This is a genomic window from Flavobacterium sp. GNP002 (assembly GCF_054343795.1).
Map to the genome: position 1 here is coordinate 3481704 of NZ_JBTGUW010000001.1, position 24812 is coordinate 3506515.

At 33.3% G+C, this 24812-nt stretch carries 26 protein-coding genes; 15 read left to right on the forward strand and 11 right to left on the reverse strand.

Annotation, left to right across the window (positions count from 1 at the left end):
- Positions 1–9 precede the first annotated feature (9 nt).
- From priA to nadC, 4 genes are all read right to left on the reverse strand, one after another.
- Entirely contained in the window at positions 10–2460 is a 2451-nt protein-coding gene (priA, locus tag ACXX80_RS15235; RefSeq protein ID WP_458553988.1) for a replication restart helicase PriA, read from the reverse strand.
- 68 nt (positions 2461–2528) lie between these two features.
- The gene (locus tag ACXX80_RS15240) at positions 2529–2957 is read right to left on the reverse strand and encodes a DUF2147 domain-containing protein (protein WP_458553989.1); all 429 of its coding nucleotides are present in this window, start codon (positions 2955–2957) and stop codon (positions 2529–2531) included.
- A gap of 92 nt (positions 2958–3049) precedes the next feature.
- Positions 3050–3958, reverse strand: a complete 909-nt coding sequence (locus ACXX80_RS15245; protein WP_315210473.1) for a YihY/virulence factor BrkB family protein — start codon at positions 3956–3958, stop codon at positions 3050–3052.
- Positions 3955–4812: a carboxylating nicotinate-nucleotide diphosphorylase gene (nadC, locus tag ACXX80_RS15250; RefSeq protein WP_315210470.1), complete on the reverse strand. Its 858-nt coding sequence runs from the start codon at positions 4810–4812 to the stop codon at positions 3955–3957. The genes ACXX80_RS15245 and nadC overlap by 4 nt, the downstream gene beginning before the upstream one ends.
- 255 nt (positions 4813–5067) lie before the next feature.
- On the opposite strand from nadC, the gene ACXX80_RS15255 reads away from it, so the two are divergent.
- The 3 genes from ACXX80_RS15255 to rlmH all read left to right on the forward strand — a co-directional run bounded on the left by ACXX80_RS15255 (position 5068) and on the right by rlmH (position 6759).
- Entirely contained in the window at positions 5068–5544 is a 477-nt protein-coding gene (locus ACXX80_RS15255) for a hypothetical protein (protein WP_458553990.1), read from the forward strand.
- A gap of 131 nt (positions 5545–5675) precedes the next feature.
- Positions 5676–6167, forward strand: a complete 492-nt coding sequence (locus ACXX80_RS15260) for a CIA30 family protein (RefSeq protein WP_458553991.1) — start codon at positions 5676–5678, stop codon at positions 6165–6167.
- Positions 6168–6285: 118 nt separating this feature from the next.
- The gene (rlmH, locus tag ACXX80_RS15265) at positions 6286–6759 is read left to right on the forward strand and encodes a 23S rRNA (pseudouridine(1915)-N(3))-methyltransferase RlmH (RefSeq protein ID WP_458553992.1); all 474 of its coding nucleotides are present in this window, start codon (positions 6286–6288) and stop codon (positions 6757–6759) included.
- Positions 6760–6791: 32 nt separating this feature from the next.
- Here the strand turns inward: rlmH and ACXX80_RS15270 are convergent, their stop codons facing one another.
- Entirely contained in the window at positions 6792–7424 is a 633-nt protein-coding gene (locus tag ACXX80_RS15270) for a hypothetical protein (RefSeq protein ID WP_458553993.1), read from the reverse strand.
- A gap of 2 nt (positions 7425–7426) precedes the next feature.
- The gene (gene folP, locus ACXX80_RS15275) at positions 7427–8251 is read right to left on the reverse strand and encodes a dihydropteroate synthase (RefSeq protein ID WP_458553994.1); all 825 of its coding nucleotides are present in this window, start codon (positions 8249–8251) and stop codon (positions 7427–7429) included.
- Positions 8252–8340: 89 nt separating this feature from the next.
- Here folP and ACXX80_RS15280 point away from each other — a divergent pair, with 89 nt between their 5' ends.
- The 4 genes from ACXX80_RS15280 (at position 8341) to tpiA (ending at position 11639) form a co-directional block, all read left to right on the forward strand.
- The gene (locus ACXX80_RS15280; protein ID WP_417966460.1) at positions 8341–8886 is read left to right on the forward strand and encodes a DUF1599 domain-containing protein; all 546 of its coding nucleotides are present in this window, start codon (positions 8341–8343) and stop codon (positions 8884–8886) included.
- A gap of 103 nt (positions 8887–8989) precedes the next feature.
- Positions 8990–10090 carry a BT_3928 family protein gene (locus ACXX80_RS15285; protein WP_458553995.1) on the forward strand — a complete coding sequence of 367 codons (1101 nt, stop codon included), beginning with the start codon at positions 8990–8992 and terminating at the stop codon, positions 10088–10090.
- Positions 10091–10321: 231 nt separating this feature from the next.
- The gene (locus ACXX80_RS15290; RefSeq protein ID WP_458553996.1) at positions 10322–10819 is read left to right on the forward strand and encodes a TlpA family protein disulfide reductase; all 498 of its coding nucleotides are present in this window, start codon (positions 10322–10324) and stop codon (positions 10817–10819) included.
- 67 nt (positions 10820–10886) lie between these two features.
- Positions 10887–11639, forward strand: a complete 753-nt coding sequence (gene tpiA / locus ACXX80_RS15295) for a triose-phosphate isomerase (RefSeq protein WP_315210438.1) — start codon at positions 10887–10889, stop codon at positions 11637–11639.
- A gap of 55 nt (positions 11640–11694) precedes the next feature.
- Here tpiA and ACXX80_RS15300 read toward each other — a convergent pair whose 3' ends face one another.
- Entirely contained in the window at positions 11695–12918 is a 1224-nt protein-coding gene (locus ACXX80_RS15300; protein ID WP_458553997.1) for a porin, read from the reverse strand.
- Between the two features lie 95 nt (positions 12919–13013).
- Here ACXX80_RS15300 and prmA point away from each other — a divergent pair, with 95 nt between their 5' ends.
- The 4 genes from prmA to ACXX80_RS15320 all read left to right on the forward strand — a co-directional run bounded on the left by prmA (position 13014) and on the right by ACXX80_RS15320 (position 16214).
- Entirely contained in the window at positions 13014–13847 is an 834-nt protein-coding gene (prmA, locus tag ACXX80_RS15305; protein ID WP_458553998.1) for a 50S ribosomal protein L11 methyltransferase, read from the forward strand.
- 45 nt (positions 13848–13892) lie between these two features.
- Complete coding sequence (locus tag ACXX80_RS15310; RefSeq protein ID WP_315210431.1) at positions 13893–14168, forward strand: ATP-dependent Clp protease adaptor ClpS; 276 nt, start codon at positions 13893–13895, stop codon at positions 14166–14168.
- A 93-nt stretch (positions 14169–14261) separates the two neighbouring features.
- On the forward strand, positions 14262–15533 hold the full coding sequence (locus tag ACXX80_RS15315) for a sterol desaturase family protein (RefSeq protein WP_458553999.1): 1272 nt from the start codon (positions 14262–14264) through the stop codon (positions 15531–15533).
- Positions 15534–15542: 9 nt separating this feature from the next.
- Entirely contained in the window at positions 15543–16214 is a 672-nt protein-coding gene (locus tag ACXX80_RS15320; protein ID WP_458554000.1) for a lysoplasmalogenase, read from the forward strand.
- Between the two features lie 44 nt (positions 16215–16258).
- Here ACXX80_RS15320 and ACXX80_RS15325 read toward each other — a convergent pair whose 3' ends face one another.
- Together ACXX80_RS15325 and ACXX80_RS15330 are read right to left on the reverse strand one after the other, a co-directional pair.
- On the reverse strand, positions 16259–16675 hold the full coding sequence (locus tag ACXX80_RS15325) for a DUF6691 family protein (protein WP_458554001.1): 417 nt from the start codon (positions 16673–16675) through the stop codon (positions 16259–16261).
- Between the two features lie 36 nt (positions 16676–16711).
- Positions 16712–17272 carry a YeeE/YedE family protein gene (locus tag ACXX80_RS15330; protein ID WP_458554108.1) on the reverse strand — a complete coding sequence of 187 codons (561 nt, stop codon included), beginning with the start codon at positions 17270–17272 and terminating at the stop codon, positions 16712–16714.
- A 195-nt stretch (positions 17273–17467) separates the two neighbouring features.
- Between ACXX80_RS15330 and ACXX80_RS15335 the strand changes: the two genes are divergently transcribed.
- The 4 genes from ACXX80_RS15335 to ACXX80_RS15350 all read left to right on the forward strand — a co-directional run bounded on the left by ACXX80_RS15335 (position 17468) and on the right by ACXX80_RS15350 (position 21134).
- The gene (locus tag ACXX80_RS15335; protein WP_458554002.1) at positions 17468–17917 is read left to right on the forward strand and encodes a 2-dehydro-3-deoxyphosphooctonate aldolase; all 450 of its coding nucleotides are present in this window, start codon (positions 17468–17470) and stop codon (positions 17915–17917) included.
- Between the two features lie 224 nt (positions 17918–18141).
- A complete protein-coding gene (gene kdsA, locus ACXX80_RS15340) occupies positions 18142–18960 on the forward strand; it encodes a 3-deoxy-8-phosphooctulonate synthase (RefSeq protein WP_315210417.1) in 819 nt (272 codons plus the stop codon).
- Between the two features lie 18 nt (positions 18961–18978).
- Complete coding sequence (locus ACXX80_RS15345; RefSeq protein ID WP_315210414.1) at positions 18979–19824, forward strand: hypothetical protein; 846 nt, start codon at positions 18979–18981, stop codon at positions 19822–19824.
- A gap of 215 nt (positions 19825–20039) precedes the next feature.
- Positions 20040–21134 carry a PAS domain-containing sensor histidine kinase gene (locus ACXX80_RS15350; protein ID WP_458554003.1) on the forward strand — a complete coding sequence of 365 codons (1095 nt, stop codon included), beginning with the start codon at positions 20040–20042 and terminating at the stop codon, positions 21132–21134.
- A 40-nt stretch (positions 21135–21174) separates the two neighbouring features.
- On the opposite strand, the gene ACXX80_RS15355 is transcribed toward ACXX80_RS15350, so the two are convergent.
- Together ACXX80_RS15355 and ACXX80_RS15360 are read right to left on the reverse strand one after the other, a co-directional pair.
- Positions 21175–22554: a M28 family peptidase gene (locus ACXX80_RS15355; protein WP_458554004.1), complete on the reverse strand. Its 1380-nt coding sequence runs from the start codon at positions 22552–22554 to the stop codon at positions 21175–21177.
- A 142-nt stretch (positions 22555–22696) separates the two neighbouring features.
- Positions 22697–24793 (reverse strand): glycoside hydrolase family 97 protein, encoded by a 2097-nt coding sequence (locus tag ACXX80_RS15360; RefSeq protein ID WP_458554005.1) that lies wholly within the window; start codon positions 24791–24793, stop codon positions 22697–22699.
- Positions 24794–24812: the final 19 nt, after the last annotated feature.

A 24812-nucleotide genomic window follows, 5' to 3' on the forward strand; every position in this document is an offset into this window, starting at 1 on the left:
AACTAAATTTTAATAAAAATCGACGTTAGACGTAACTTTTATAGCTCTGTATTGAGCGACAGCTTCAAAACTATTCAACATTTTCTGGATAGTTTTTTTTGTGTTTACAATTGATGTATTCTGAGGAATCTTAATTATAATCGTACGAATATATTCATTCCTAATTCTACTTATAGCAGGCTCTTCAGGTCCAAGTACCGGCATATTTAGGTTCTGACTCATCACTTGATACAACCACATCGAGCCTTCTTTTAATTTATTATAATCACGTTGTTTCAAAGTAAGTTTTATAATCCTGAAATACGGTGGGTATTTATATATTTGCCTGTCATACAACTGTTCTTTGTACATGCCTATATAATTATTCATTGTAACTTGCTGAATTGTATTATGATTTGGATTATACGTCTGGATAACTACTTTACCTTGTTTTTCTGAACGTCCTGCCCTTCCTGCAACTTGAGTCATCATTTGAAAACTTCTCTCGAAAGCCCTAAAATCAGGATGATACAACATATTATCAGCATTCATGATTCCTACCAAACTTACGTTATCAAAATCCAACCCTTTGGCAAGCATTTGCGTTCCTACTAAAATATCCATTTCTCTATTCTTGAAACTATCGATAATTTTTTCGAATCCAAATTTTCCTCTGGTAGTATCCTGATCCATTCTTCCAATTTTTGAATTTGGAAAAATAGACACCAATTCTTGTTCAATTTGTTCGGTTCCAAAGCCTTTTGTAGTCAAATCAACACTGGAACAGGAATGACAATGCGTAGGTTTTGCCATTGTATATCCACAATAATGACAACGCAACTGATTTTTATGCTTATGATACGTCAAGCTCACATCACACTGCTGACATTGCGGTACGTGACCACAGGTGATACATTCTATTACAGGAGAATATCCACGTCTGTTTTGGAATAAAATAACCTGCTCACCTAATGATAAAGCGATATTGATTTCCTCAATCAAAACATCACTAAAATGTCCTGTCATTTTTTTACGAAAGTATTTATCTTTCAAATCCACCAATTCAATATTCGGCATCATGACATTTCCAAATCGTTCCGAAATCTCAACCAATCCAAATTTATCCGATTTGGCATTGAAATACGTTTCAATACTTGGCGTAGCCGAACCCAAAAGTACTTTTGCTTTATGCGAATGAGCCAAAACTATGGCTGCATCGCGAGCATGATAACGCGGTGCAGGATCTACTTGCTTAAAAGTCTGTTCGTGTTCTTCATCTACAATTATGAATCCTAGGTTATAGAATGGTAAAAACAAGGATGACCTCGCTCCTATCACCACTTGTGCTTTCTCAGAATTTATCAAAACTTGATTCCAAACTTCGATGCGTTCATTATTATTATATTTCGAATGAAAAACAGCTACTTTATTACCAAAATAAGTTCTCAATCTACCAACCAATTGAGTAGTCAAAGCAATTTCCGGCAATAAATACAAGATTTGTTTTCCAGTTTCTAAATATTCTTCAATGAGCTTAATATAGATTTCTGTTTTTCCGCTCGAAGTGACACCGTGTAATAAACACACTTCTTTTTGAATGAAACTCTCTTTTATTTCCTCAAAAGCTTTTTGCTGAGCTGAACTCAACTGCAATTGATCCTCGCGTATTTTTCCTGTGAAATTTACTCGGTCTTCCTGAAGAAAATAATCTTCGAATATTTCTTTTTCTATTAATGCCTTAATAACTGCCGATGAAGAATTGGCCGCTTCTACCAGTTTTTTAACGGTAATTGGCTTCTTCTCCACAGCACTCAATTGAAAATAATTCAATACGATTTCTTTTTGCTTGTTGGCACTTTTGAGTGTTTCTAATAATTCGCTCAACCCTTCGTTTGATTCATATTTAGGATGCAAACGAACATATCGGACTAACTTCGGTTTGTAGGTTTCCTGTATTTCTTCCTGAAGCACTAATATGTTTTTGTCAATCAATTTTTGAATAACAGGAAAAATATTCTTCTTGTTCAAAATAGACATTATGTCCTGCACTTTCAGAGAACTTTGTTGCTGCAAAGCTTCGTAAACCAGAAATTCATCATCCGAAAGTAGACTTGTATCAACAACCAAATCTGTTTTTTGAGAAATAACGGTTTCGCTTTCCAGCAAAAGCGCACTTGGCATGGCACCACGATACACATCACCAATGGCGCACATATAATAGGAAGCAATCCATTGCCAGTGTGCAATTTGGATTTCAGTTACAATAGGTTTTTCATCCAGAATTTGATGAATTTCCTTTGCTTCATATAAAGTGGGTTTGTTTTGATGGATTTCAATTACTAATGCCGTGTAAATTTTACTTTTTCCAAAAGGAACTGCCAACCGCATCCCAATTTTTATATAATGGAACTCCGCTTCAGAGACGCTATAAGTAAAGGTTTTGGCTAGAGAAAGTGGTAAAATTACTTCGACGAAATGCATTTCTATTTTATTATGAGTTTTGAGTTATGCTAATTCTTTATTTTGAACTCATAACTCACAATTTAAAATTATTTTACTCTATTCCAGGTTTGTGTTCTTCCAAATAATGCTACGCCGATATATCCGCGCACTTTTAATTTGTCATTTCCTTCAAGAGCCAAAAAGCATTTGTACAATTTTCCAGATGTTGGGTCAAGAATTTTTCCAGAGTTGTATTCATTACCATCTTTTGTTAGTCCTTTAATTATAACAAGACCTAGAACTGGTTTATTTTTTTCATCACCTGAACAATTTACACACAAGCTTTTTTTCTTTTCAGCATCTAAAATGTCGATGATTTTTCCATAAATTTTTCCTGAACGCTCGTAGATTTCCACAATTGATTTGGCTTTTCCAGTTTGATCATCAATAGTCTTCCATTTCCCGATAACGGTATGATTTTGACCATAGAAAACCATCGAAATAAATAATGCGATTATTGTTATGCTTTTTTTCATTTTAGTATTTTTTTTTAGCCTTTACAGCAATTACCGATTGTAACAAATAACAGGAAACTGCTCTTAAATTAAAACTATTTTGATTTGAAAAATTATTCTTTTTTTGCTTTCAATTTATTTACTGTTGCATTCAATTCGAAACCCAACAGCAATATCATGCAGTTAATCCAAATGTAAAACATCAAAATCAATAATGTTCCTATCGACCCGTATAATTCATTGTATTTAGAAAACTTTATGACCCATATCCCAAAAGCATACGAATCCAAAAGAATCAATATGGTAGTAAATACGGAACCTATCGATATAAATGCTCTGTTTTTGTCATGTTTTGTACCAAACTTAAAAAGTATAGATGTTGTTCCTAAAATCATTAAAACAACAAATGCATATCTTCCCAAAACAATTAACGCAATTTGATCACTCAGTATTGTTTTTTGAATAAAAACTTCAAAAACTACTATTGTTGCAACGGTCACAATCAATAAAAAAGACAATAATAAGGACATTCCCAAAGCAACTATATATTGCCTGATAAATCCTCTTTTTATGAGAACATGACGGGAAGATTCAAATCCTCCAAGGATTCCATTTAAACCGTTTGCCATCAACAAAATCGACAATAAAAACCCATAAGACACTAATCCTGAGTGACTATTGTTAAGAATATCATTGATGATTTTATAAATAGCATCATACGTATTAGGCGGTACTCCTTCCTTAACAAACAGTAAAAAATCATCCTGAAAACCCTCAATAGGAATGTACGGAATAAGGTTTAATATGAATAAAGCAAAAGGAAATAATGCCATAAAGAAACTAAATGCAATCGCACTGGCATGATACGTTAATGCGCTTTCGACAATTCCTAACCCGTATAATTCCAACAAGTCATATAACGACAATCCTTGTAACCAAGGAAGCTTTATTTTTTTTAGCACATTAACCAGATTCCGTAGTATGGGAATTCTTTGTAATTTAACTTCTATTTCTTTACTCATATCGCTTTTAAGCTCAAATCCATGTTATAAATAGAATGTGTCAATGCTCCTGATGAAATATAATCTACGCCACATTCTGCATAATGCCGAATAGTTTTTTCATTGATATTTCCCGAAGATTCTGTTTGGCATTTATCACCAATCAAAGCTACTGCTTTTTTAGTATCGTCATAATTAAAATTATCTATTAAAATTCTAAAAACACCTTCACTTTCCAGTATTTCTTTTATTTCATCCAGATTTCTGGCTTCAACAATAATTTTTAAATCCAGATTATTTTCTTTTAAAAAAGCTTTGGTTTTGGCTATAGCCAAAGTAATTCCGCCAGCAAAATCATTATGATTGTCTTTGAGCATAATCATATCATACAAAGCAAAACGATGGTTTTCGCCTCCGCCTATTTTTACAGCCCATTTCTCACAAGCTCTGAATCCTGGCGTGGTTTTACGCGTATCGAGGATTTTAGTGTTTGTTCCTTCTAACAAACGAACGTATTCTTTGGTTTTAGTGGCAATCGCTGACATTCTTTGCATTGAATTCAAAACTACACGTTCCGATTTCAAAATAGATTGTGAACTTCCCGAGACATGAAAAACAATATCCCCTTTTTTTACTGGAGTTCCATCCTCGATAAAAGTTTCTATTTGCAAATTAGGATCTACATACTCAAAAATCATTTTGGCAAAAGCCACACCTGCAATTATGCCATCTTCTTTTACGAGCAACTTCGCTTTTCCAGTTGCAGTAGTTGGAATACAAGCCAAAGAACTATAGTCGCCAGGACCTACATCTTCCCGAATGGCATTTTGTATCAGTATGTCTAACTCGTTTTTAAACTGTATATCGCTAATCATTTTATAGAAAATTTATGGAATGCTAAAGTAAGATTTATTTCGTGGATTTAAAAACATGTACACTGCGTTCTTTGAAAAAAGAGATAAACAAATGTGTTTTAACAAAGTATTACATCTAAATTAAGATAAGAATACCATTCTCTTTTAGCATTGCTAATATCTAATTTGTTAATTTTATCCAATAAAATCAATTCTTTTATACTGTAGTGTATTATTTAAAATCTTATATTTGAAGTAGTAACTAAAAAACTGATTATGAAATCTTTTTTAAGCCTTCTTTTTGTATCCTCGATACTATTGACCTCTTGCAAAAAAGAAGTTGAACCACAAAATACCGCAACTCCTACAAATGTAGTTCCCTTTACTGAAGTTGGTAAACAAATGAAGACTGAAGCTTCAACAGCAACTCAGGTTCAACAAACTACCAATACGGTAAATCCAAATAATGCTGTAGCAAATGGTGGTCAAGTAGCTGCCGGAATGAACCCAGCCCATGGTCAGCCATCACATCGTTGTGATATTCCCGTAGGTGCTCCATTGAATTCTCCACCAGCCTCAACTGCAAATAAACCTGTAGTTCAGCAACAAAATCAACCAGTTCCTACATCTTCTTCAGTTACAACATCAACACCTGTTGCTGCAACACCAACTCCTGAAGGAATGAACCCACCACATGGCCAAACGAATCACCGATGTGATATTGCCGTTGGTGCAGCATTGCCTAAATCATAATTGAATTAATTATCAAACTAAAACTGGCGTAAATTCTAAAGAGTTTACGCCTGTTTTAGTTTTTTGAATTAATCTATTTAAAATAAAACAAGAACTTTTCTAAAAAAAAATAATTTACAAACCCCACAAAAATGAATGCCATAAAAATTTTTGATTTTAATTTAGAAAGCGATCTCGCAAATTGGAAAGTTGTAAATGATGCTGTGATGGGCGGAATCTCCAAAAGTAAATTCTATCTTAATCCAGATGGAGATGGAACTTTTGAAGGCACAGTATCTTTAGAAAATAATGGCGGATTTTGTGCTGTAAAATATACTTTTGAATCATTAATTATAAAAAGCAATACACATTTTTGTATTCGGATTAAAGGAGACGGTAAACAATATCAATTTAGAGTAAAGACCAATCGAACTGATTCACATTCGTATGTATTTCCTTTTCAAACCATCACAGATTGGCAAACAATTGAAATTCCAATAACCGAATTGTATCCCGCTTTTAGAGGAAAAAAATTAAATCAGCCTAATTATGATGGTTCTAATTTAGAAGAAATCACTTTCCTGATAGGTAATAAAAAAGAAGAAACGTTTCGATTGCTTATTGATAGCATTGAGGTAAAATAAATATTATTAAAGCTTTTTTGTACAAACTTAAAGTCAGATTATTAATTTCTACCAAAGAAAAAAAGACAAATTAAAACTGTTAATTTCTCTATCTTTGCGCCTCTGAAATCCAACAAAAATGAATATCAAATTGATTGCTATCGGTAAAACTGATAACAAAGCCTTACAATCTTTAATAGACGATTATACCAAACGTTTGTCTTTTTATATCAAGTTTGATTTAGATATTATTCCTGATATCAAGAACGTGAAAAACTTATCAGAAAGTCAACAAAAAGAAAAAGAAGGTGAATTGATTTTGGCTAAAATTACGCCTACGGACCAACTTATTTTGTTGGACGAAAACGGAAAAAACTTTTCCAGTGTAGGCTTTTCAGAAGAATTACAAAAGAAAATGAACTCCGGAGTAAAGACTTTAGTTTTTGTTATTGGCGGACCTTATGGTTTTTCGGATTCCGTTTATGCCAAAGCACAAGGAAAAATATCGCTATCTTTAATGACATTTTCCCATCAAATGGTGCGGTTGTTTTTTATCGAGCAATTGTATCGCGGCTTCACTATTTTAAGAAACGAACCGTATCATCATCAGTAATTATTTTGTTTAACGTTTTCTTTGTTTGAAGTTTAGTAAAAAAATTCTTCTTGTTTTATATTAAATTCCGACGATGGCAACTTTAAACTATTAATGAAAATTTTGTTTTGAATGTAACTTCCAAAATTCAAGTTTTTATCAAAACAAAAAACATACTGGTTTGATGTACTACTTGGAAATTTATTCAAATAGGTTTGCAACTCTTCTTGTTTTACCACCATATCATCTACTAAAATTTCATTGTTTTTAGTAAAAAAGACCACAACTCCTGCCTTTGGTTTTTCCATTTTGTAATACACATTGGTAAAAGGAATAAAAGCCAAATTTTTTCCAATCGTATCTGCGTAGGAATAATAATTTTCAGCCTTTTCATTCTTGTGTGTTTTTTCTTCGCGCTTTTTTTGTTGCAACTTCATGATTTCCGGAATGGCAAGTCGTAACGGCAATCGTTTGTCAACATTTAGAATCCAATTAGTCGAAATAATACTGTTTTTTCGGTTTACTTCTGCCAGCGTATCTTTTCCTTTTGTTCTGAAAAAAATATAGATTGGCGAAAGATCTTCAACATTTTTTACTATTGAAGTATTTGCTTTTGGCAACAAAATATCTTCTTTATTTCCACAAGAAAACAAAGTAAAAAGAACAATCAGCGTAAAATATTTCATCTTTATAAATTTATTTTATTGAATAATGTAACGCATTCCATAGCTTCTTTTACATCGTGAACGCGCAGGATTTTTGCTCCTTTGGTTAACGCCAAAGTATTCAAAACCGTAGTTCCGTTCAATGCATTATCTATTGTTGTTTCAAGCGTTTTATAAATCATTGATTTTCTGGAAATCCCAACAAGAAGTGGTAACTCCAGCATGTTAAACAATTCCATTTTTTGAAAAACTTCGTAATTTTGAGCTATTGTTTTGGCAAAGCCAAAGCCCGGATCGATCATCAAATCATTAATTCCAAAACTTCTGGCAACAGCTACTTTCTCCGAAAAATAGAATAACATTTCTTTTACAATGTCATTATAATCTGTAAGTGTTTGCATCGTTTGCGGGTTGCCACGCATGTGCATCATAATATAAGGAACATTGTATTTTGTAATAATTTCAAACATTTTATCATCCAGATTTCCGGCTGCAATATCATTGATAATGGCCGCACCGCTTTCAATCGAAGCTTTGGCCACCTGACTTCTAAAGGTATCAATCGAAATTATCGTTTCTGGAAAATGTTTTAAAATCAAATTTACAACAGGAACAATTCTCGAAATTTCTTCTTGTTCCGAAACAAATTCTGCATTTGGTTTGCTCGAATAAGCGCCGATATCTATAAAAGTTGCGCCATCAAGCAACATTTTTTCGACTTGAGCAAGTATTTCAGATTCATTTTTATACTTTCCACCATCAAAAAAAGAGTTGGGTGTCACATTCAAAATCCCCATTACTTTGGGAGTTGATAAGTCAACAAGTAATCCTTTGCAGTTAATAGTCATTCGTTTACAGTTTTAAAGACTTCAAAATTCTACATTCAAAAAAAAATATCTTATTTTTGAAAAAATTTCAAGACAAATATACATCAATAATGAAGAATACTTCAAAGGAATATGATACGGTGATTGCGACTTGTCGTGCGCTGTATATCAACAAAATGAAAGATTACGGATGTGCTTGGCGCATTTTACGATTGCCTTCACTAACAGATCAAATCTACATTAAAGCCCAAAGAATTAGGAGCTTACAAGAAAACGAAGTTCGCAAAATTGATGAAGATGAAACAGGCGAATTCATCGGGATTATCAATTATTCGATTATGGCATTGATTCAATTAGAATTAGGCGTTGTGGATCAACCCGATTTAGACGTTGCAAAAGCCACTGAATTATACGATGCCAAAGTCAAACTAACCAAAGATTTAATGGAAGACAAAAATCATGATTATGGTGAGGCTTGGCGTGAAATGCGTGTGAGTTCACTGACTGATTTGATTTTGCAAAAACTACTTCGTGTCAAACAAATTGAAGACAATAAAGGAAAAACATTAGTTTCTGAAGGGATCGACGCTAATTATCAGGATATGATAAATTACTCCGTTTTTGCTTTGATTCTAATGGGTTTTGGAAATAAATAACAAAAAGCTATCACAAAAATGAAATCGCTAGTATTCTAAAATCACAAACTGGAACCAAGAATGGCGATACCATATTCCATTAAAAATCAAATATCATCTTCATATGAAAAATGTAATTACTCAATTTTCTCGAATTTTCGTTGGAATCCTATTTATTATCTCCGGTTTAATCAAACTAAATGACCCAATTGGGTTTTCGTATAAACTGGCGGAGTATTTCAGTGAACCTGTTTTCAATATGCCCTTTTTTGTCCCATTTGCACTAGGAATTGCTTTATTTTTAGTAATTCTTGAAGTGGTTTTGGGTATTATGTTGCTCATTGGTTACAAAACCAAATTTACTATTTGGAGCTTATTAATCCTGATTGTATTATTTACTTTCCTGACTTTTTATTCCGCTTATTTTAATGTGGTAAAAGACTGTGGTTGTTTTGGAGACGCTTTAAAACTAACTCCTTGGCAATCATTTACTAAGGATATTATTTTACTTTTATTTATTCTGATATTATTTTTCAATCAAAAATTGGTAAAACCTTTGTTTACCAATAATGTACAAAACATAGTAATTTACGCAAGTATCGTTTTGTCTTCATTGATGGGCGTTTGGGTTTTAAACCATTTGCCATTGATCGATTTCAGACCTTATAAAGTAGGTAATAATATCCAAAAAGGAATGCGAATTCCTGACGGAGCAGAAAAATCTGTGGTAGAAATGGTCTTTATTTACAAAGTTGGTGGTGTCGATAAAGAATTTACTGAAAAAGATTTGATGGCAATTCCTGAAGGCGCCGTATTTGTAGACCGAAAAGACAAAGTTATCACAGAAGGTTACGTTCCTCCTATTCATGATTTTACAATGGAAAAAGACGGATCTGATTATAAAGAAGAATTTTTAGAAGCACCAAAATTGATGTTGATAACCGCTTATGATTTAACAAAAGCGGATCACAGTGGAATGGCAAAATTAGAAAAACTGAATCTCGATGCAAAAGCAAAAGGATATCAGGTGACTGCAATGACAGCCTCTTCACCAGAAGAAATAGCTGCTGCAAAAAAACAATTCGGATTGACATTTGACTTCTATTTTTGTGATGCCATAACGGTAAAAACGATTGAAAGAGCCAATCCAAGTATCGTACTAATTGAAAAAGGAACAATAAAACAAAAAGTTCATCATAACGATATTGCAGATTTAAAATTCTAAATAAACCATAAAAACTATAAAGCCGTAAAGTCCGAAACAGGAAACTTTACGGCTTTTTTTTTAAAAGTATGGCAAGTGCTATTCCTAAAAAACCATTAAATCAAAATCATTCAATTATTTTTAAACTACAACGATATTGCTTTGTCATTTTCGAATAATGCTTTCAAAATTTCTTATTCTGTATAACGCATTCAAATTGTTTGATTAACTTTGTTTAAAAACTATACGATAATGAAAAAAATAATAGCATTACTACTTGCGTTTGTCACCTTCTCTTGCACATCTACTGCGCAAAAAACTAAGTTCTCAAAAGAAGCTTTATCTGAAACCCTTTTAGCTACTGATGGAAGTCAAGTCGCTTTTAAGGATATTTTGAAACAGTACAAAGGAAAAACACTCGTAATTGAAGTTTGGGCTTCATGGTGTGGTGATTGTGTAAAAGCAATGCCTAAACTAAAAGAATTACAAGCTAATAATCCTGATGTTGCTTACTTGTTTATTTCAATGGATAAAACTGCTGATAAATGGAAAGCTGGGATTGAAAAACATCAATTAAAAGGTGGGCATTTCATGGCAAATGACCAAATGAAAGGTGTATTTGCAAAAGCTGTGGATGTGGATTGGATTCCAAGATACATCATCGTAGACAAAACTGGAAAAATAGTATTATACCGCGCTATTGAAACAGATTTTGAAAAAATCAATGAAACCTTAAAAAGTTTGAAATAATCGTTATAGAATTATTTTAAAAACCATTATAAAATTAAAACCAAAAACTAAATATAACACAACGAAAATGAGAAAGAAGATTGTAGCAGGAAATTGGAAAATGCATAAAAATGCAGAACAAACTGAAGATTTATTAAATGAACTAATAGCAAAAATACCAACAGATACTACTGTTCAGGTTATTGTAGCTCCTACTTTTGTGAACTTAGCGTCTGCTGTAGATCATTTAGAGTTTACTAATATTGATGTTGCTGCACAAAATGTTCATCAAGCCGAAGGTGGCGCTTTTACTGGCGAAATCTCAGCAGATATGTTAAAAAGTGTTGGTGTAGATATAGTAATTTTAGGACACTCAGAGCGCAGAGCCATATTTCATGAAACAGATGCTTTGATTGCTAGTAAGGTAAATACAGCTTTAGAACATGATATGATGGTTATTTTTTGCTTCGGAGAAGAATTAAAAGACCGTCAATCAAAAAATCATTTTAATGTGGTAGAAAACCAGTTGCGAGATGGTTTATTCCATATTGAATCAAAAGACTGGGACAGTATTGTTTTAGCCTATGAGCCAGTTTGGGCAATAGGAACTGGAGAAACAGCTTCTCCGGAACAAGCGCAAGAAATGCATGAATTCATCAGAGAAACAGTTCGTAAAGCTTTTGGAAGTGATATCGCTGAAAGCGTATCAATCCTTTACGGCGGAAGTGTAAAACCTGAAAATGCAAAAGAAATATTCTCAAAACCAGATGTAGACGGAGGTCTTATTGGTGGTGCTGCACTAAAAGCAGATGATTTTGTAGCAATTGTGAATGCTATCTAAATTTCATATTTAAACTTCATAAAAAAAGCGGTGATTCATTTCACCGCTTTTTTTTTTAAATTCCTATTTCTACCTGAAAACGTAAATACCAATTGTTCTTGGTACTTCCGTCGAAATAATTTAAAGTATCAAAAGTCAATTCGCTTTGTAATTTAAAAGTATGTTCCCAAATATATTTGGTTAAACCAACAGTATATTGTTTAGAATTTGGAGCCAAAGTCCTAATATCCTCTCCTACTTTTTGAGTCGAATACCTCCCGATAATTTCATAGTTTGAAGGAAAATTATAACTCAACTGATGATCAAATCCGTTACCTACATAAGCATAATTAGATTGTAAAATGTCGTCTGGGTTTATAGTAACAGCATTACTAGAAGTAGTTCTCGACATGTAACTTGACATTGCTGCCCAGCCATTATATTTCAGCATAGCATCAAGCATAACTGATTTCATAGTGCGGGCTTCGAATAAATCATTACCTAATTGTCCTTGTGTTCTTTTAGCATGATTATTTTGCTGAAAAGCTCCGGAAAGCATCAATTTTGGCTTTTTTTCTCTTACAATATCCCCTTCAAAATAGGTCCCGTCCCTAGAAAAAGCTCCAAAAGGCAACAGCTCCACTTTTCCGGTTACGGCAACTCCTGCATCTGCATTTCCTGTTATATTACGTCCTTCGCCTGTTGAAACAGCAGTTTTGAAATTATAGGAAAATTTATCTTTAAACTCGTTCATGTTATGCACTTGAAAACCAAAATCCCTGTCTATTGTAAATCGGGCATTATTAATCGATCTATCGGTTAGCTGTAATCCGCCTGAAGAATTTACACGCTGTCGATTTCCCGGTAATTTTGTTTGCCCAAAACTGATATTCCAGTTTTTATTAGGTCTGTAAAAAACAACTGCATCACGAATAATATTAATATTTTCTCCTTCTTGAATTTCTCCCACATCGCCCGGGGCAAATGACAATTGGACTGCATATAAAAATTTTGGTGAACCTACATAACCGTCAAATCGCAAACGCAAACGTCTGATTTGCCCATCATAGACGCCATCTTCACCTTCATTTTCAGTATAAGTAACTCTGTTTTGCATTCGAAACCTAATATTTAATTGGTATAAACTGTCAGGAGAAGTAATTCCAATCCCTTTACCAAAGCTATAATAAGGAAGTGCAGATAATTTTAAGTCATTATCTTGTTTATTTTGCTTTATAGTAACTTGAGCATTGCTAGCAATACTTAGTAGAAAAACAAAAAATAAAATGATTTTTTTCATTGTGTAGTTTTGTATTAGTGGTGCAAATTTAAAATAAAATTTGATTTACAAATGCCGTTTAAATAGTGATTACTACCTTTGCAAAAAAAATAAGCATGTCAAACATTTATATTGGGTATCATTTTACTATTGAGCCTAAAGAACTAGGTTCTGAAATATTAATCGCAGAGTTAGGAGAAAGAGCATTTGAGAGTTTTACAGAAACTGAAACCGGTATTTCTGCTTTTGTACAAAAGGATTTATGGGATGAAATGATTCTTGATGATATTCATATTTTACAGTCAGAAGAATTTACGATTGATTATACTTTCGAAGAAATCGAGCAAGTAAACTGGAACGAAGAATGGGAAAAGAATTTTGAAGCAATTGATGTTGATGGAAATTGTCATGTACGTGCGCCCTTTCACCCAAAAACTGATGCTGAATTCGATATTGTTATCGAACCAAAAATGAGTTTTGGAACAGGTCACCACGAGACAACCCACATGATGATACAACATTTATTAGAAATGGATGTTACTGGAATGAAAACACTGGATATGGGATGCGGAACTGCTATTTTAGCAATACTTGCCGAGATGAAAGGAGCGCAACCAATTGACGCCATTGATATTGACAATTGGTGTTATTTAAATTCTATAGAGAATGCACAACGTAATAATTGTAAACACATTACAGTTTACGAAGGTGAAGCAGCATTATTAGAAGGTAAAAAATACGATTTGATTATTGCTAATATCAACAGGAATATTTTGTTGAACGATATGCAAAGTTATATAGACAGTTTAAATCCTAATGGAACGCTACTTTTAAGCGGTTTCTATCAAGAAGATATACCATTTATAGATGCTTCTTGTACTGAAAAAGGACTAACTTATGTTAAAAAATTTGAAAGAAACAATTGGGTATCTTTAAAATATGTAAATTAGTAGTATTATTTTTTTATTAATTACGAAAGTACAAAAACCTACAAAATGAGTACTAAAGAAAAAGTAAGAGAAAGAGTTAGTATTAAGGAAGCTATAAGTTTAGACAATGAAATAGTCGTTTACAATGATGATGTAAATACTTTTGACCATGTCATTGAAACTTTAATTCGTGTTTGTAATCACACTCCCGAACAAGCTGAACAATGTTCATTAATTGTACACTATAATGGAAAGTGTACCGTAAAAACTGGCCCATACGATAAATTAAAACCACAATGTACTCAATTATTAGAAGCAGGATTAAATGCGGAGATAATTTAAGAACAGTAAAACTTCCCTTTGAAAAATAAAATACTGTGAATAATTCATAAACATTCTCTTTTATTCTATATTTGAATAAAAAAAAGTGTTTTTATGGAAGAATATGGTAAAATTTTAGTTTTTGTAATGCCTGTCTTTTTGATATTGATTATCATCGAGAAAGTTTATGGGCATTACAAAGGGGAAGACACCGCTCCAAATATGGATTCTGTTTCAAGCGTAAGTTCTGGAATGGTTAACTCCCTAAAAGATGTTTTGGGTCTTAGTATCACGCTGGTTTCCTACGATTGGATTGTCTCTAAAATCGCTTTATTCAATCTTGAAGCTACCTTTTTAACCTATTTTATTGGATTTATAGCTATTGATTTTTATGGCTATTGGAGCCATCGTTTGTCACATCAAATTAATTTTTTATGGAACAAACATGCCATTCACCACAGTAGTGAGGAATTCAATTTGGCTTGTGCCCTACGCCAACCTGTTTCCAGTTTTGTCAATTTGTTTACCTTTTTATTGATTCCTGCAGCTCTTTTGGGTGTTCCCTCCAAAGTGATTGTAATAACACTACCGATTCATTTATTTCTTCAATTTTGGTACCACACCAAACATATTAAAAAGATTGGTTTTCTAGAAAACATACTGGTATCCCCTTCCCATCATAGGGTTCATCATGCTATCAATCCTGAATATATGGACAAAAACCATTCACAGATATTCATTATTTGGGATAAATTGTTTGGTACTTTTCAAGCGGAATTAGAAAGTGTTCCACCTGTTTTTGGAATCACAAGACCAGCGAGAACATGGAATCCAATTAGGATTAATTTTCAGCATCTATGGTTACTAATAACCGATGCTTGGCGCGCCGAAAACTGGAAAGATAAGTTTACCATTTGGTTCAAACCAACGGGCTGGCGTCCAGAAAATTTTGAAGAAAAATATCCCGTAACTAAAATCACCAATGTCTATGATTTTGAAAAATATGGCCTCCAACATTCTAAAAAACTGATGTACTGGTCCTTGTTTCAAGCTATTATTACGTTGTTACTTATTAGTTATATGTATAATTATATCGCCATAATAGGTTTGCCAAATGTATTTATTTACGGAGCATTCATTTTTCTTACGGTTTACAGTTATACGGAACTTATGGACACGCGAAAAATTTCTGTGTTTTGGGAAAGTATCCGGTTTGTATTTGGAATTGGACTGATTTTCTATTTTGGAGATTGGTTTGGCATGGATCAACTCTTTCCTTTTGCGAGTTATATTATTGGCGTTTACCTCCTTTTATCCTTGGCTGTAACGATATATTTTGTCAGCATTAATTTTGAAAAAGAAACAATGATTGTAGCTCAATCTTAAAAAGATAAAATGAAAAGTAACTTAATTTTAAATAGGTTCATCGGGTTTAGTCTAGTCTATCTTTTGATAATTCTTTTTGGAAGAGAAGAAATTGCTTGGTTTTTGAAACCATTTTTATTGCCGTTTCTAATTCTGGCTGTTTATATACACGAAAGATTTATTACCAAAAAAGTTCTTTTGACAGCTTTGACTTTGTCGTGGATAGGCGATATTATTTTGATGTTTGCTGACAAAGGAGAATTGTATTTTATTGCGGGATTGATTGCTTTTTTACTTTCGCATATTTCTTATATTATACTGTTCAGCAAACAATTAAAGATTTATTTAAAGAAAAGTAAAATCATTTTCTGGGTAGGAGTTACAGCAATTGCCTTTTATTTAATCGTAATGATGCTGATTTTGTTGCCAAGTTTGGGAGATTTAAAAATCCCTGTTTTTGTTTATGCACTGACAATTTCAATTATGTTGTTATTTGCACTCAAAGGGTTCTTAAACTGGCAAAAACCTGCCAGTATATATATTTTAATTGGTGCTATCGTTTTTGTGGCTTCAGACAGCATTTTGGCCTTTGATAAATTTTACGCACCACTACAATATAGTTCCTTCTTGATTATGGCAACTTATATAATTGCGCAATATTTGATTGTTATTGGTATTTTGAAATTAAACAAAAAAAAGTAGCATTTCCTCACGAGAATGCTACTTTGATATGAAATTTCTAACGATTAATGAGGCAATTTATTTTTCAATAATCCATACAAATAAGTTCCCAAAAGAGCCCCGAAAAGCACTATCAAAACGGTCCAAAAACCTGATCCAAGCAAGATGAATATTGGACCCGGACAAGAACCTACCAATGCCCAACCCAATCCAAAAAACAATCCGCCAATCCAGTACCGTGCAGATCCTTTTTCTTTATCTGGAATTTCTATAGATTCTCCTTTGATGTCTTTTATGTTATTTCTTTTTATGATTTGAATCCCAATAATTCCTGTCAAGATAGCCACAGAGATAATTCCGTACATGTGGAATGACTGAAATTGAAACATTTCGTAAATGCGATACCAGGAAACGGCTTCAGATTTGGTCAGTACAATTCCAAAAACAAATCCAACTAATAAATATTTCAGTATATTTTTCATGCTTTTTATTTTAAATTTTAAATAATGATTGCTTAACTACTTTACAATTAATGGCAATAAGAAATGCGCCATTATCAAACCGCCGATAAAAAAACCAATTACCGCTTTCAAAGAAGGAATTTGTAAATTACTCAATCCTGAAATGGCATGTCCAGAAGTACATCCACCGGCATAACGAGAACCAAAACCAATCAAAACTCCACCAATAAGCAGTATGAAAATACTTTTTGGAGATTCTAAAATAGCTGTTCCAAAAAGTGCATCCGGCATTAATTTTCCGTTTGGAGCTTCAATACCAAGTTGTGCTAATTGTGCAATTGTTTTCGGGTTAATGTCTACATTGGAAGCATCACTCATAAAATGAACGGCAACAAAACCGCCTAACATAGCACCAAGAACGACTACTAAATTCCAGCGTTGTGCTTTCCAATCAAAATCAAAAAAAGCGACTCGTTTCCCTAAACCAGCCATCGAACAAAGCGAACGCAAATTAGAAGACATTCCGAAAGACTTACCAAAATAAATAAGTGCTAACATAATCAAGCCGATTAAAAAACCGGAAACATACCAAGACCACGTTTGAAAAATAATATCCATGTTGTTTTTTTGTGCAAAGATAAGATGCATTTTTCGAGATTTTAGAAGAAATGCTACATTAGGTTAAAAAGTGTGTATCCAAATTATTAAGGGAACACGCAATAAGGTCTAAAGTTCTGTTTATATTTGTATTATTTAAATTACATGGTATTGTAATTGCTATTTATATTTTACCTAATAAATTTATTTTTAAACATGAACAAATCAATCCTTCTTATTGCTTTACTTATTAGTTTAGCTTCTTGCTCCAGTACACAATCTACTTTGAAAAATACGGATGATAATGCACCAAACCTTACACTTTCTAAAGACAACACTTTTGTAATTACGGAATACAGTAAAGACAAAAAATATGGTTATGATAAAGATTATCCAATCAATATTTTCTTTAATAACACTAAAAACGAGACAATCAATCAAGGTCGATTTTTGAACGCATTAGCAGGACCTAATGGTGAGAAAATCACGTTTACTAAATTAGAAAGCTGCTGTCCGTTTCCAACAAAAAGAAGTGAAATGGGTGCTGGATTTCTGGATGTTTATGAATTAAAATGGGTTGGTCTGAAAAAACCAGTACTACTCTATTTGAACATCTATGAAAAAGGAATTTTGATGGTTCCAACGGGACTTTCATTGAAAAAATAATAGACTTAAAATCCCAAAATATCCTTATAAACCAAATCCTTAGCCCTGATGTTCCCGAAGCCTCGGGAGAAATCCTCCCGTTTTTCAGGGAGATTGCAATCTCGTCCTAATGACGAGACAGGAAAAAGCTCCTAATAAAACGTTAATCCAATAAATTATTTGAAAATCATAAATCGGAAATCGTAAATCATAACTACCTTTGCACTTTCTAAAAAATTCATATTATGAACCTACAACATATTCCACAAATTAAATATACTGACAGTGGTAATTTCTTCCTACTTGCTGGGCCTTGTGCCATTGAAGGTGAAGAAATGGCGATGCGAATTGCCGAAAAACTAGTTGGAATTACTGATACTTTACAAATTCCTTTCGTGTTTAAGGGCTCTTTTAAGAAAGCAAACCGTTCTAGAATTGATAGTTTTTCAGGAATTGGAGATGAAAAAGCATTAAAAATCCTTAGAAAAGTTTCGGAAACATTTAAAGTTCCTACTGTTACGGATATTCATACGAATGAAGATGCGGATATGGCTGCTCAATATGTTGATGTGTTGCAAATCCCTGCTTTTTTAGTGCGTCAAACCGATTTAGTCGTGGCTGCTGCCAATACCGGAAAAGTAGTCAACTTGAAAAAAGGACAGTTTATGAGTCCGGAAAGTATGAAACATGCGGTTCAAAAAGTATTGGATTGTCACAATGAAAACGTGATGGTTACGGATAGAGGAACAATGTTTGGCTACCAAGACATGATCGTTGATTTTAGAGGAATTCCTACGATGCAACAATATGCTACTACTGTTCTTGATGTTACTCACTCACTACAACAACCCAACCAAACGGCTGGTGTAACTGGTGGAAGACCAGATATGATTGAAACTATTGCCAAAGCTGGTATTGCTGTAGGTGTAGATGGAATCTTTATTGAAACCCATTTTGATCCTGCTAATGCAAAAAGCGATGGAGCAAATATGTTGCATTTAGATTACTTTGAATCCTTAATGACCAAGTTAGTTGCCATTAGAAAAACAATAAATACATTTTAAATTTAGGACCCAAATACAGTGAAGCATTTTTTTTTATTTTCAGCATTCCTAATTATACTATTTACTAATACTACAATTGCACAGGAAAAAAAAATAATACAAGATCGATATACCAGTCATAACAAAGGTAAATTTTTTGTTTCATGGGGTGGAAATAGAGACAGTTATTCTAAATCTGATGTGACTTTTCGAGGTAAAGACTACAACTTTACTCTGGAGAACATTCAAGCACATGACAAACCAAAAGGATGGCATGTTGATTATATTAATCCATCTAGAATGACTATTCCTCAAACTAATTTTAGATTGGGATATTTTATAAATGATCATTACAGTGTTGCTATAGGAGTGGATCACATGAAATATGTGATGACGCAAGATAAAGCCGTAAACATTGATGGTTACTATCCTAATCCCGGATCATATAATGAGTTATTGCCTAATAATCAGGTGCTTTTGACCGAAGAGTTTCTACTTTATGAACACACCGATGGTTTAAATTATGTCAACAGTGAATTTTCAAGACACGATGATATTTCCTCTATTTTTAAAATCGAAAATACCGACAAAATTCAAGTTAATTTAACTGAAGGAGTTGGTTTTGGTTTATTGTATCCAAAAACAAATACAACCTTATTAGGAAAAGAACGTCATGATGATTTTCATGTTTCAGGGTATGGTACTTCTTTGAAAGCAGGTTTAAATGTTACTTTTTTCAAGCACTTTTATATACAAGGAGAACTTAAAGGAGGCTACATCAATATGCAGGATATTAGAACAACGCAAAGTTCTGAGGATAGTGCTTCACAAGATTTTTTCTTTTTTCAGAGAATCATTGCAGTAGGAGGAATATTCAAAATATAATTCATCCTCAATCAAAAATTAAATAAGCTGTCATATATGATGGCTTTTTTTTATGAATTTGATTTTAAAAAAAACTAAAATATATAAAATTAACATCTGTTTGATTATTTGATTTTTTTTCTTTTTTTTTAATTTTAATTAGTTAAATTTAACCATCGGATTTGCTTGTTTCAAGTTGGGTAATTTTAATACAATATAATTCTTTAAAATTATAAATGATCAAAAATAACACCACCACTTCTTCTTTAAAAACAGACTATCACTTTGATAATTTTTTTAATATATCAGCTGATTTTATATGTATCGCAGGATTTGATGGCTATTTCAAGAGAATAAATCCGGCTGTTTCAAAATTATTAGGCTTTACGGAAGAGGAATTATATTCTCGACCAATCAGCAGTTTTGTTTACACAGCCGACCTCCAAATTACTTTAGAAACCAGGGAACAAGTATATAAAAATAAGCCTCTTTTGAATTTTGAAAACCGCTATTTAACTAAAAGCGGAGAAATTGTATGGTTATCATGGACATCAATGCCTGTTGATTCCGAGAAATTAGTGTATGCAATTGCCAAAAACATTACCCATAAAAAAAGAATGGAAGAAGAGCGCAATTTGCTCATTGCAAATTTGACGCAAATCAACAAAGAACTAACGGTTTTGTCACATAAAACTTCGCATGATTTAAAGTCACCGATAAATAACATGCTTTCTGTTTTCAGTCTCATTGATGTTTCAAAAATCAATGATCCAGAAACGTTGGAATTAGTAGAAATTCTTAAATTAACTAGTGAAAATTTAAAACAAACTTTAAATGATTCAATTGATCAATTAGTAGAAAACGAGAGTATTAATACTCAAATTGAAGAAATAAATTTAAATGAATCCCTTAGTGAAGTGCTTACTTCCATAAATTCTTTAGTTTGCGATTCAAAAGCAATTGTTAATGTTGACTTTTCCGCATTTGATAATATTACTTTTAACAAAGCATACATCAAAAGTATATTTTTGAATTTACTTACTAATTCCATTAAATATGCAAAACCACATCATGTACCCGTTATTACTATCCAAACCAGAAAATTCAATGGAGTAAATCAATTAATTTTTTCTGATAATGGACTTGGTTTTGATATGGATAAAGTGAAGGATAAGATTTTTGGATTGTATGAAAAATTCCACAATAACATAGACAGCAATGGTATAGGATTATATTTAGTGTATAATCACATTACTAGTTTAGGCGGGAGAATCGCCGTGGAGAGTAAAATAAATGAAGGTGCTACATTCACAATTTCCTTCAAATATTGAAAAAAAACAGCATGTAGCATCTTCAAAAATTAGGGTGTTTTTATTTTACAATTCCATTCTGATCTATCAAATACATAAGTGAAGCCATAGTTGCCGCTCCTAGTTCCAACTCTCTTTTATTGACAGCATCAAAAGTGTCGTTTGCAGCATGATGATAATCAAAATAACGCTGAGAATCCGGTTGTAATCCTACCTTTACAATGTGATTGGATTGTAAGGGACCAATATCAACACCAGAATGTCCTTTTACAAATTTGTGAATTAAATAGGGTTCGAATAACGAGGCCCAACTACTAATTTTATTGAAATTAGCTTCATCAGCTTCAATTGAAAAACCTCTTGGAGAAAACCCGCCCGAATCACTTTCTAAAGCGAAAATATGGTTCTCATTGTTTTTATTGGACTGTGTTTCATATTCTTTTCCGCCTCGAACACCATTTTCCTCGTTCATAAACAAAACCACACGCAACGTGTTTTTAGGTTTGTAACCAATATTTTTGAATATATTCAACACTTCCATACTTTGGACACATCCTGCTCCATCGTCATGAGACCCATCTCCAAGATCCCAAGAATCCAGGTGACCTCCAACAACCATTATTTTTTCAGGATGTTCAGAACCGGTCATTTCACCAACCACATTATAGGATAAAACATCCTCAAATGTTTGACATGATTGTTTCAAGTAAAAAGTTGCATTGGGATTCGATTTCAAACTTTTACTCAAAAGTTCGGCACCGTTGGTACTAATAGCAGTTGCTGGAATCCGTTGCTCTTTTGCAATGTCGCCGTAATTAGTTGCACCGGTATGCGGGAAATCATCTAATCTTAAGTTCATAGAACGTACAATCACTGCCAAAGCACCTAATTTTCCTGCCTCTCTGGCTCCTGATGATCTCTGGTCCACACAACCACTGTAGGCCTTAAAGGTCTCTACAAACTCTGGATTCATCGGTCTATTAAAGAAAATAATTTTTCCTTTTACTTTTGCTTCACCAAGTGCTACTAATTCTTCTAAACTTTTTACTTCTATCACATTGGCATTCAATCCAGTTTTTGGTGTCGCTACAGAACCTCCTAAGGCACAAATGGGTAACGTTATTTTTTGTTTCCCTACTTGTAAATAAGCGATTTCTTTTTCGCCACGAACCCATTTTGGCACCATTACTTCTTGAAGATACACTTTATCTAAACCCAAAGTTTCTAATTGTGCTTTAGTATACAAAACGGCTTTTTCTGCTCCTGTGGAACCTGATAATCTGGATCCGATGGTATTGGACAAATGATCCAGCCAAGGATAACATTTGGCATTGGTTAAGGAAGATTTGTAAATTTCCTTTAAAGTTTGTTCCTCTTTAGTTTGCGCAAATACGGTGATTCCACCAAATAAAAGTACGGCTAAAACAATTGATTTTTTCATAATAAATTTGGAGCTTTTTTTGGTATTCTTCTTTATAATTTTGGTTTTGGTTGCTGTTGCAATTTCGTAATTCTTTACGAATATTTAAGGTGAGATTCAAAAAAAAACCTGCAAGTTTAAAAGCTCTTGCAGGATATCCTATTTAATTTATCGGTTCAAAACTGATTGCTGTTCCTCCTCCTGGAGCTAAATTCAACTTAATTTTTGATTTGCTGGAAACTATCATCGTGCTAATTTTATAAGCAATTGGATTATTTTTCCAATTGGCATTTTTAGCATCTTCATAAATGATCGCTTTGTATTTTTTTCCTTTGGTTAAGAAGTCTAACTTTATTTCTGATGTTCTGGCATTCTCATCGGTGATTGCTCCTAAAAACCACGTTTCCTTTCCTTTGGTTTTTCGGGCAACCGTAACATAATCACCCGGCTCCGCTTCTAAATATTTACTTTCATCCCAATCCGTTTCAACATCTTTGATAAACTGAAAAGCATCTGGATATTTATCGTAATTTTCTAATAAATCAGCTGCCATTTGCAACGGAGAATACATCGTAACGTATAAAGCGAGTTGCTTGGCTAAAGTGGTATGAACCTGCTCCGTTTTATTTTTATCATAATAACTCATTTTAATTTCAAAAATTCCTGGCGTATAATCCATAGGTCCTCCCAATTGTCTGGTAAAAGGCAAAATGGTTTCATGCATAGGCGGATTTCCAACGCTCCAAGCATTGAATTCATTCCCACGAGCTGCTTCGGCAGCGATATAATTAGGATACGTTCTTCCAAAACCAGTTGGTCTTGATGATTCGTGAGAGTTAATCATAATCTTGTAATCCGCAGCGCGTTTTACCACAAAATTGAAATGATTCACCATTGATTGTCCGTCATGAAACTCACCACGCGGAATGATTTTACCCACATATCCAGATTTTACTGCAGGATATTCGTATTTTTTCATCAAATCAAACGCACGATCTAAGTGTCTTTCGTAATTCCCTACTGAACCCGATGTTTCATGATGCATAATCATTTTGACATTTTTTTCTTTGGCGTAAGCCGAAAGAGCTGCAATATCAAAATCCGGATACGGCGTTGTAAAATCAAAAACTTCCTCTTTCCAGTTTCCGTTCCAATCCTCCCAACCTACATTCCAGCCTTCTACCAATACGCCATCAAAACCGTTTTTTGCGGCAAAATCGATGTATCGTTTCGTGTTTTCGGTAGTAGCGCCGTGCTTTCCTGACGCTTTTGGAGCATCAGCAAAATTAGTGGCATTTTGAGAACCTGCATAATCCCAAGTAGATTTCCCTACGTGCATTTCCCACCAAATCCCAACATATTTCATAGGTTTTATCCAAGAAGTGTCTTCTAATTTTGACGGTTCGTTTAGGTTCAAAATCATTTTAGAGGCCACAATATCTCGCGCATCATCGCTAATCATGATGGTTCTCCAAGGCGATACGCAAGGGGTTTGCAAATAAGCTTTGTCACCAATAGCATTCGGAACTAATTCGGCTTTTAATTTATAATTTGTCACGTCAGCATTCAAATGCATGACCGGATAATTGACTACTGCCGCTTCAAAAATATTGAGATACAAACCTGATGGCGCTTTCATCATCAAAGGTGTTTGAACCATGTATTTCCCTGGAATCGATTTCACTCCAATTCCGTTGTTCATATTGATTTTGCTATTATCAATTTCTGAAAATTTAGTTTCGTTGTATTCGTATTCATTGCTGTCAAAATCACCTGGAAGCCAGAATACCTTATTGTTTTCGGTTAAATTGAATTGGGTAACCTCATCAGAGATTATAAAATAATTAAGCTCCGCTTGTTTTGGAAAATCATATCTGAAAGCTACCCCTTCATCAAAGACTCTAAAAATGATATTCATTTTCACCTTAGTTTCCTTGTTGATCAGCGAAACATTAAGTTCATTATAGTGATTAAGAATACTAGCTTGTTCTCCCAAAACTGGTTTCCAAGATTCGTTGAAGCTGGAAGTTTTTGAAGTCAGGATATCAAAATTAGCGTCTAAAGCTGGTTTTTCCTTTAATTTTATACCTAGAGCGCTTTCCAAAACGACCGCTTTGTTTTTGTAATTTAAGGAATAGCTAGGTTGTCCATTACCAGCTAACTTAAAATTTAATGCTATTTTACCTGATGGCGACTGAACGCTTTGGGCGTTGCCTACAATGAAAAGAAAGAGAAGAGAAAGAGAAAATAAATATTTCATTTTTGGATGATTTTTTTGA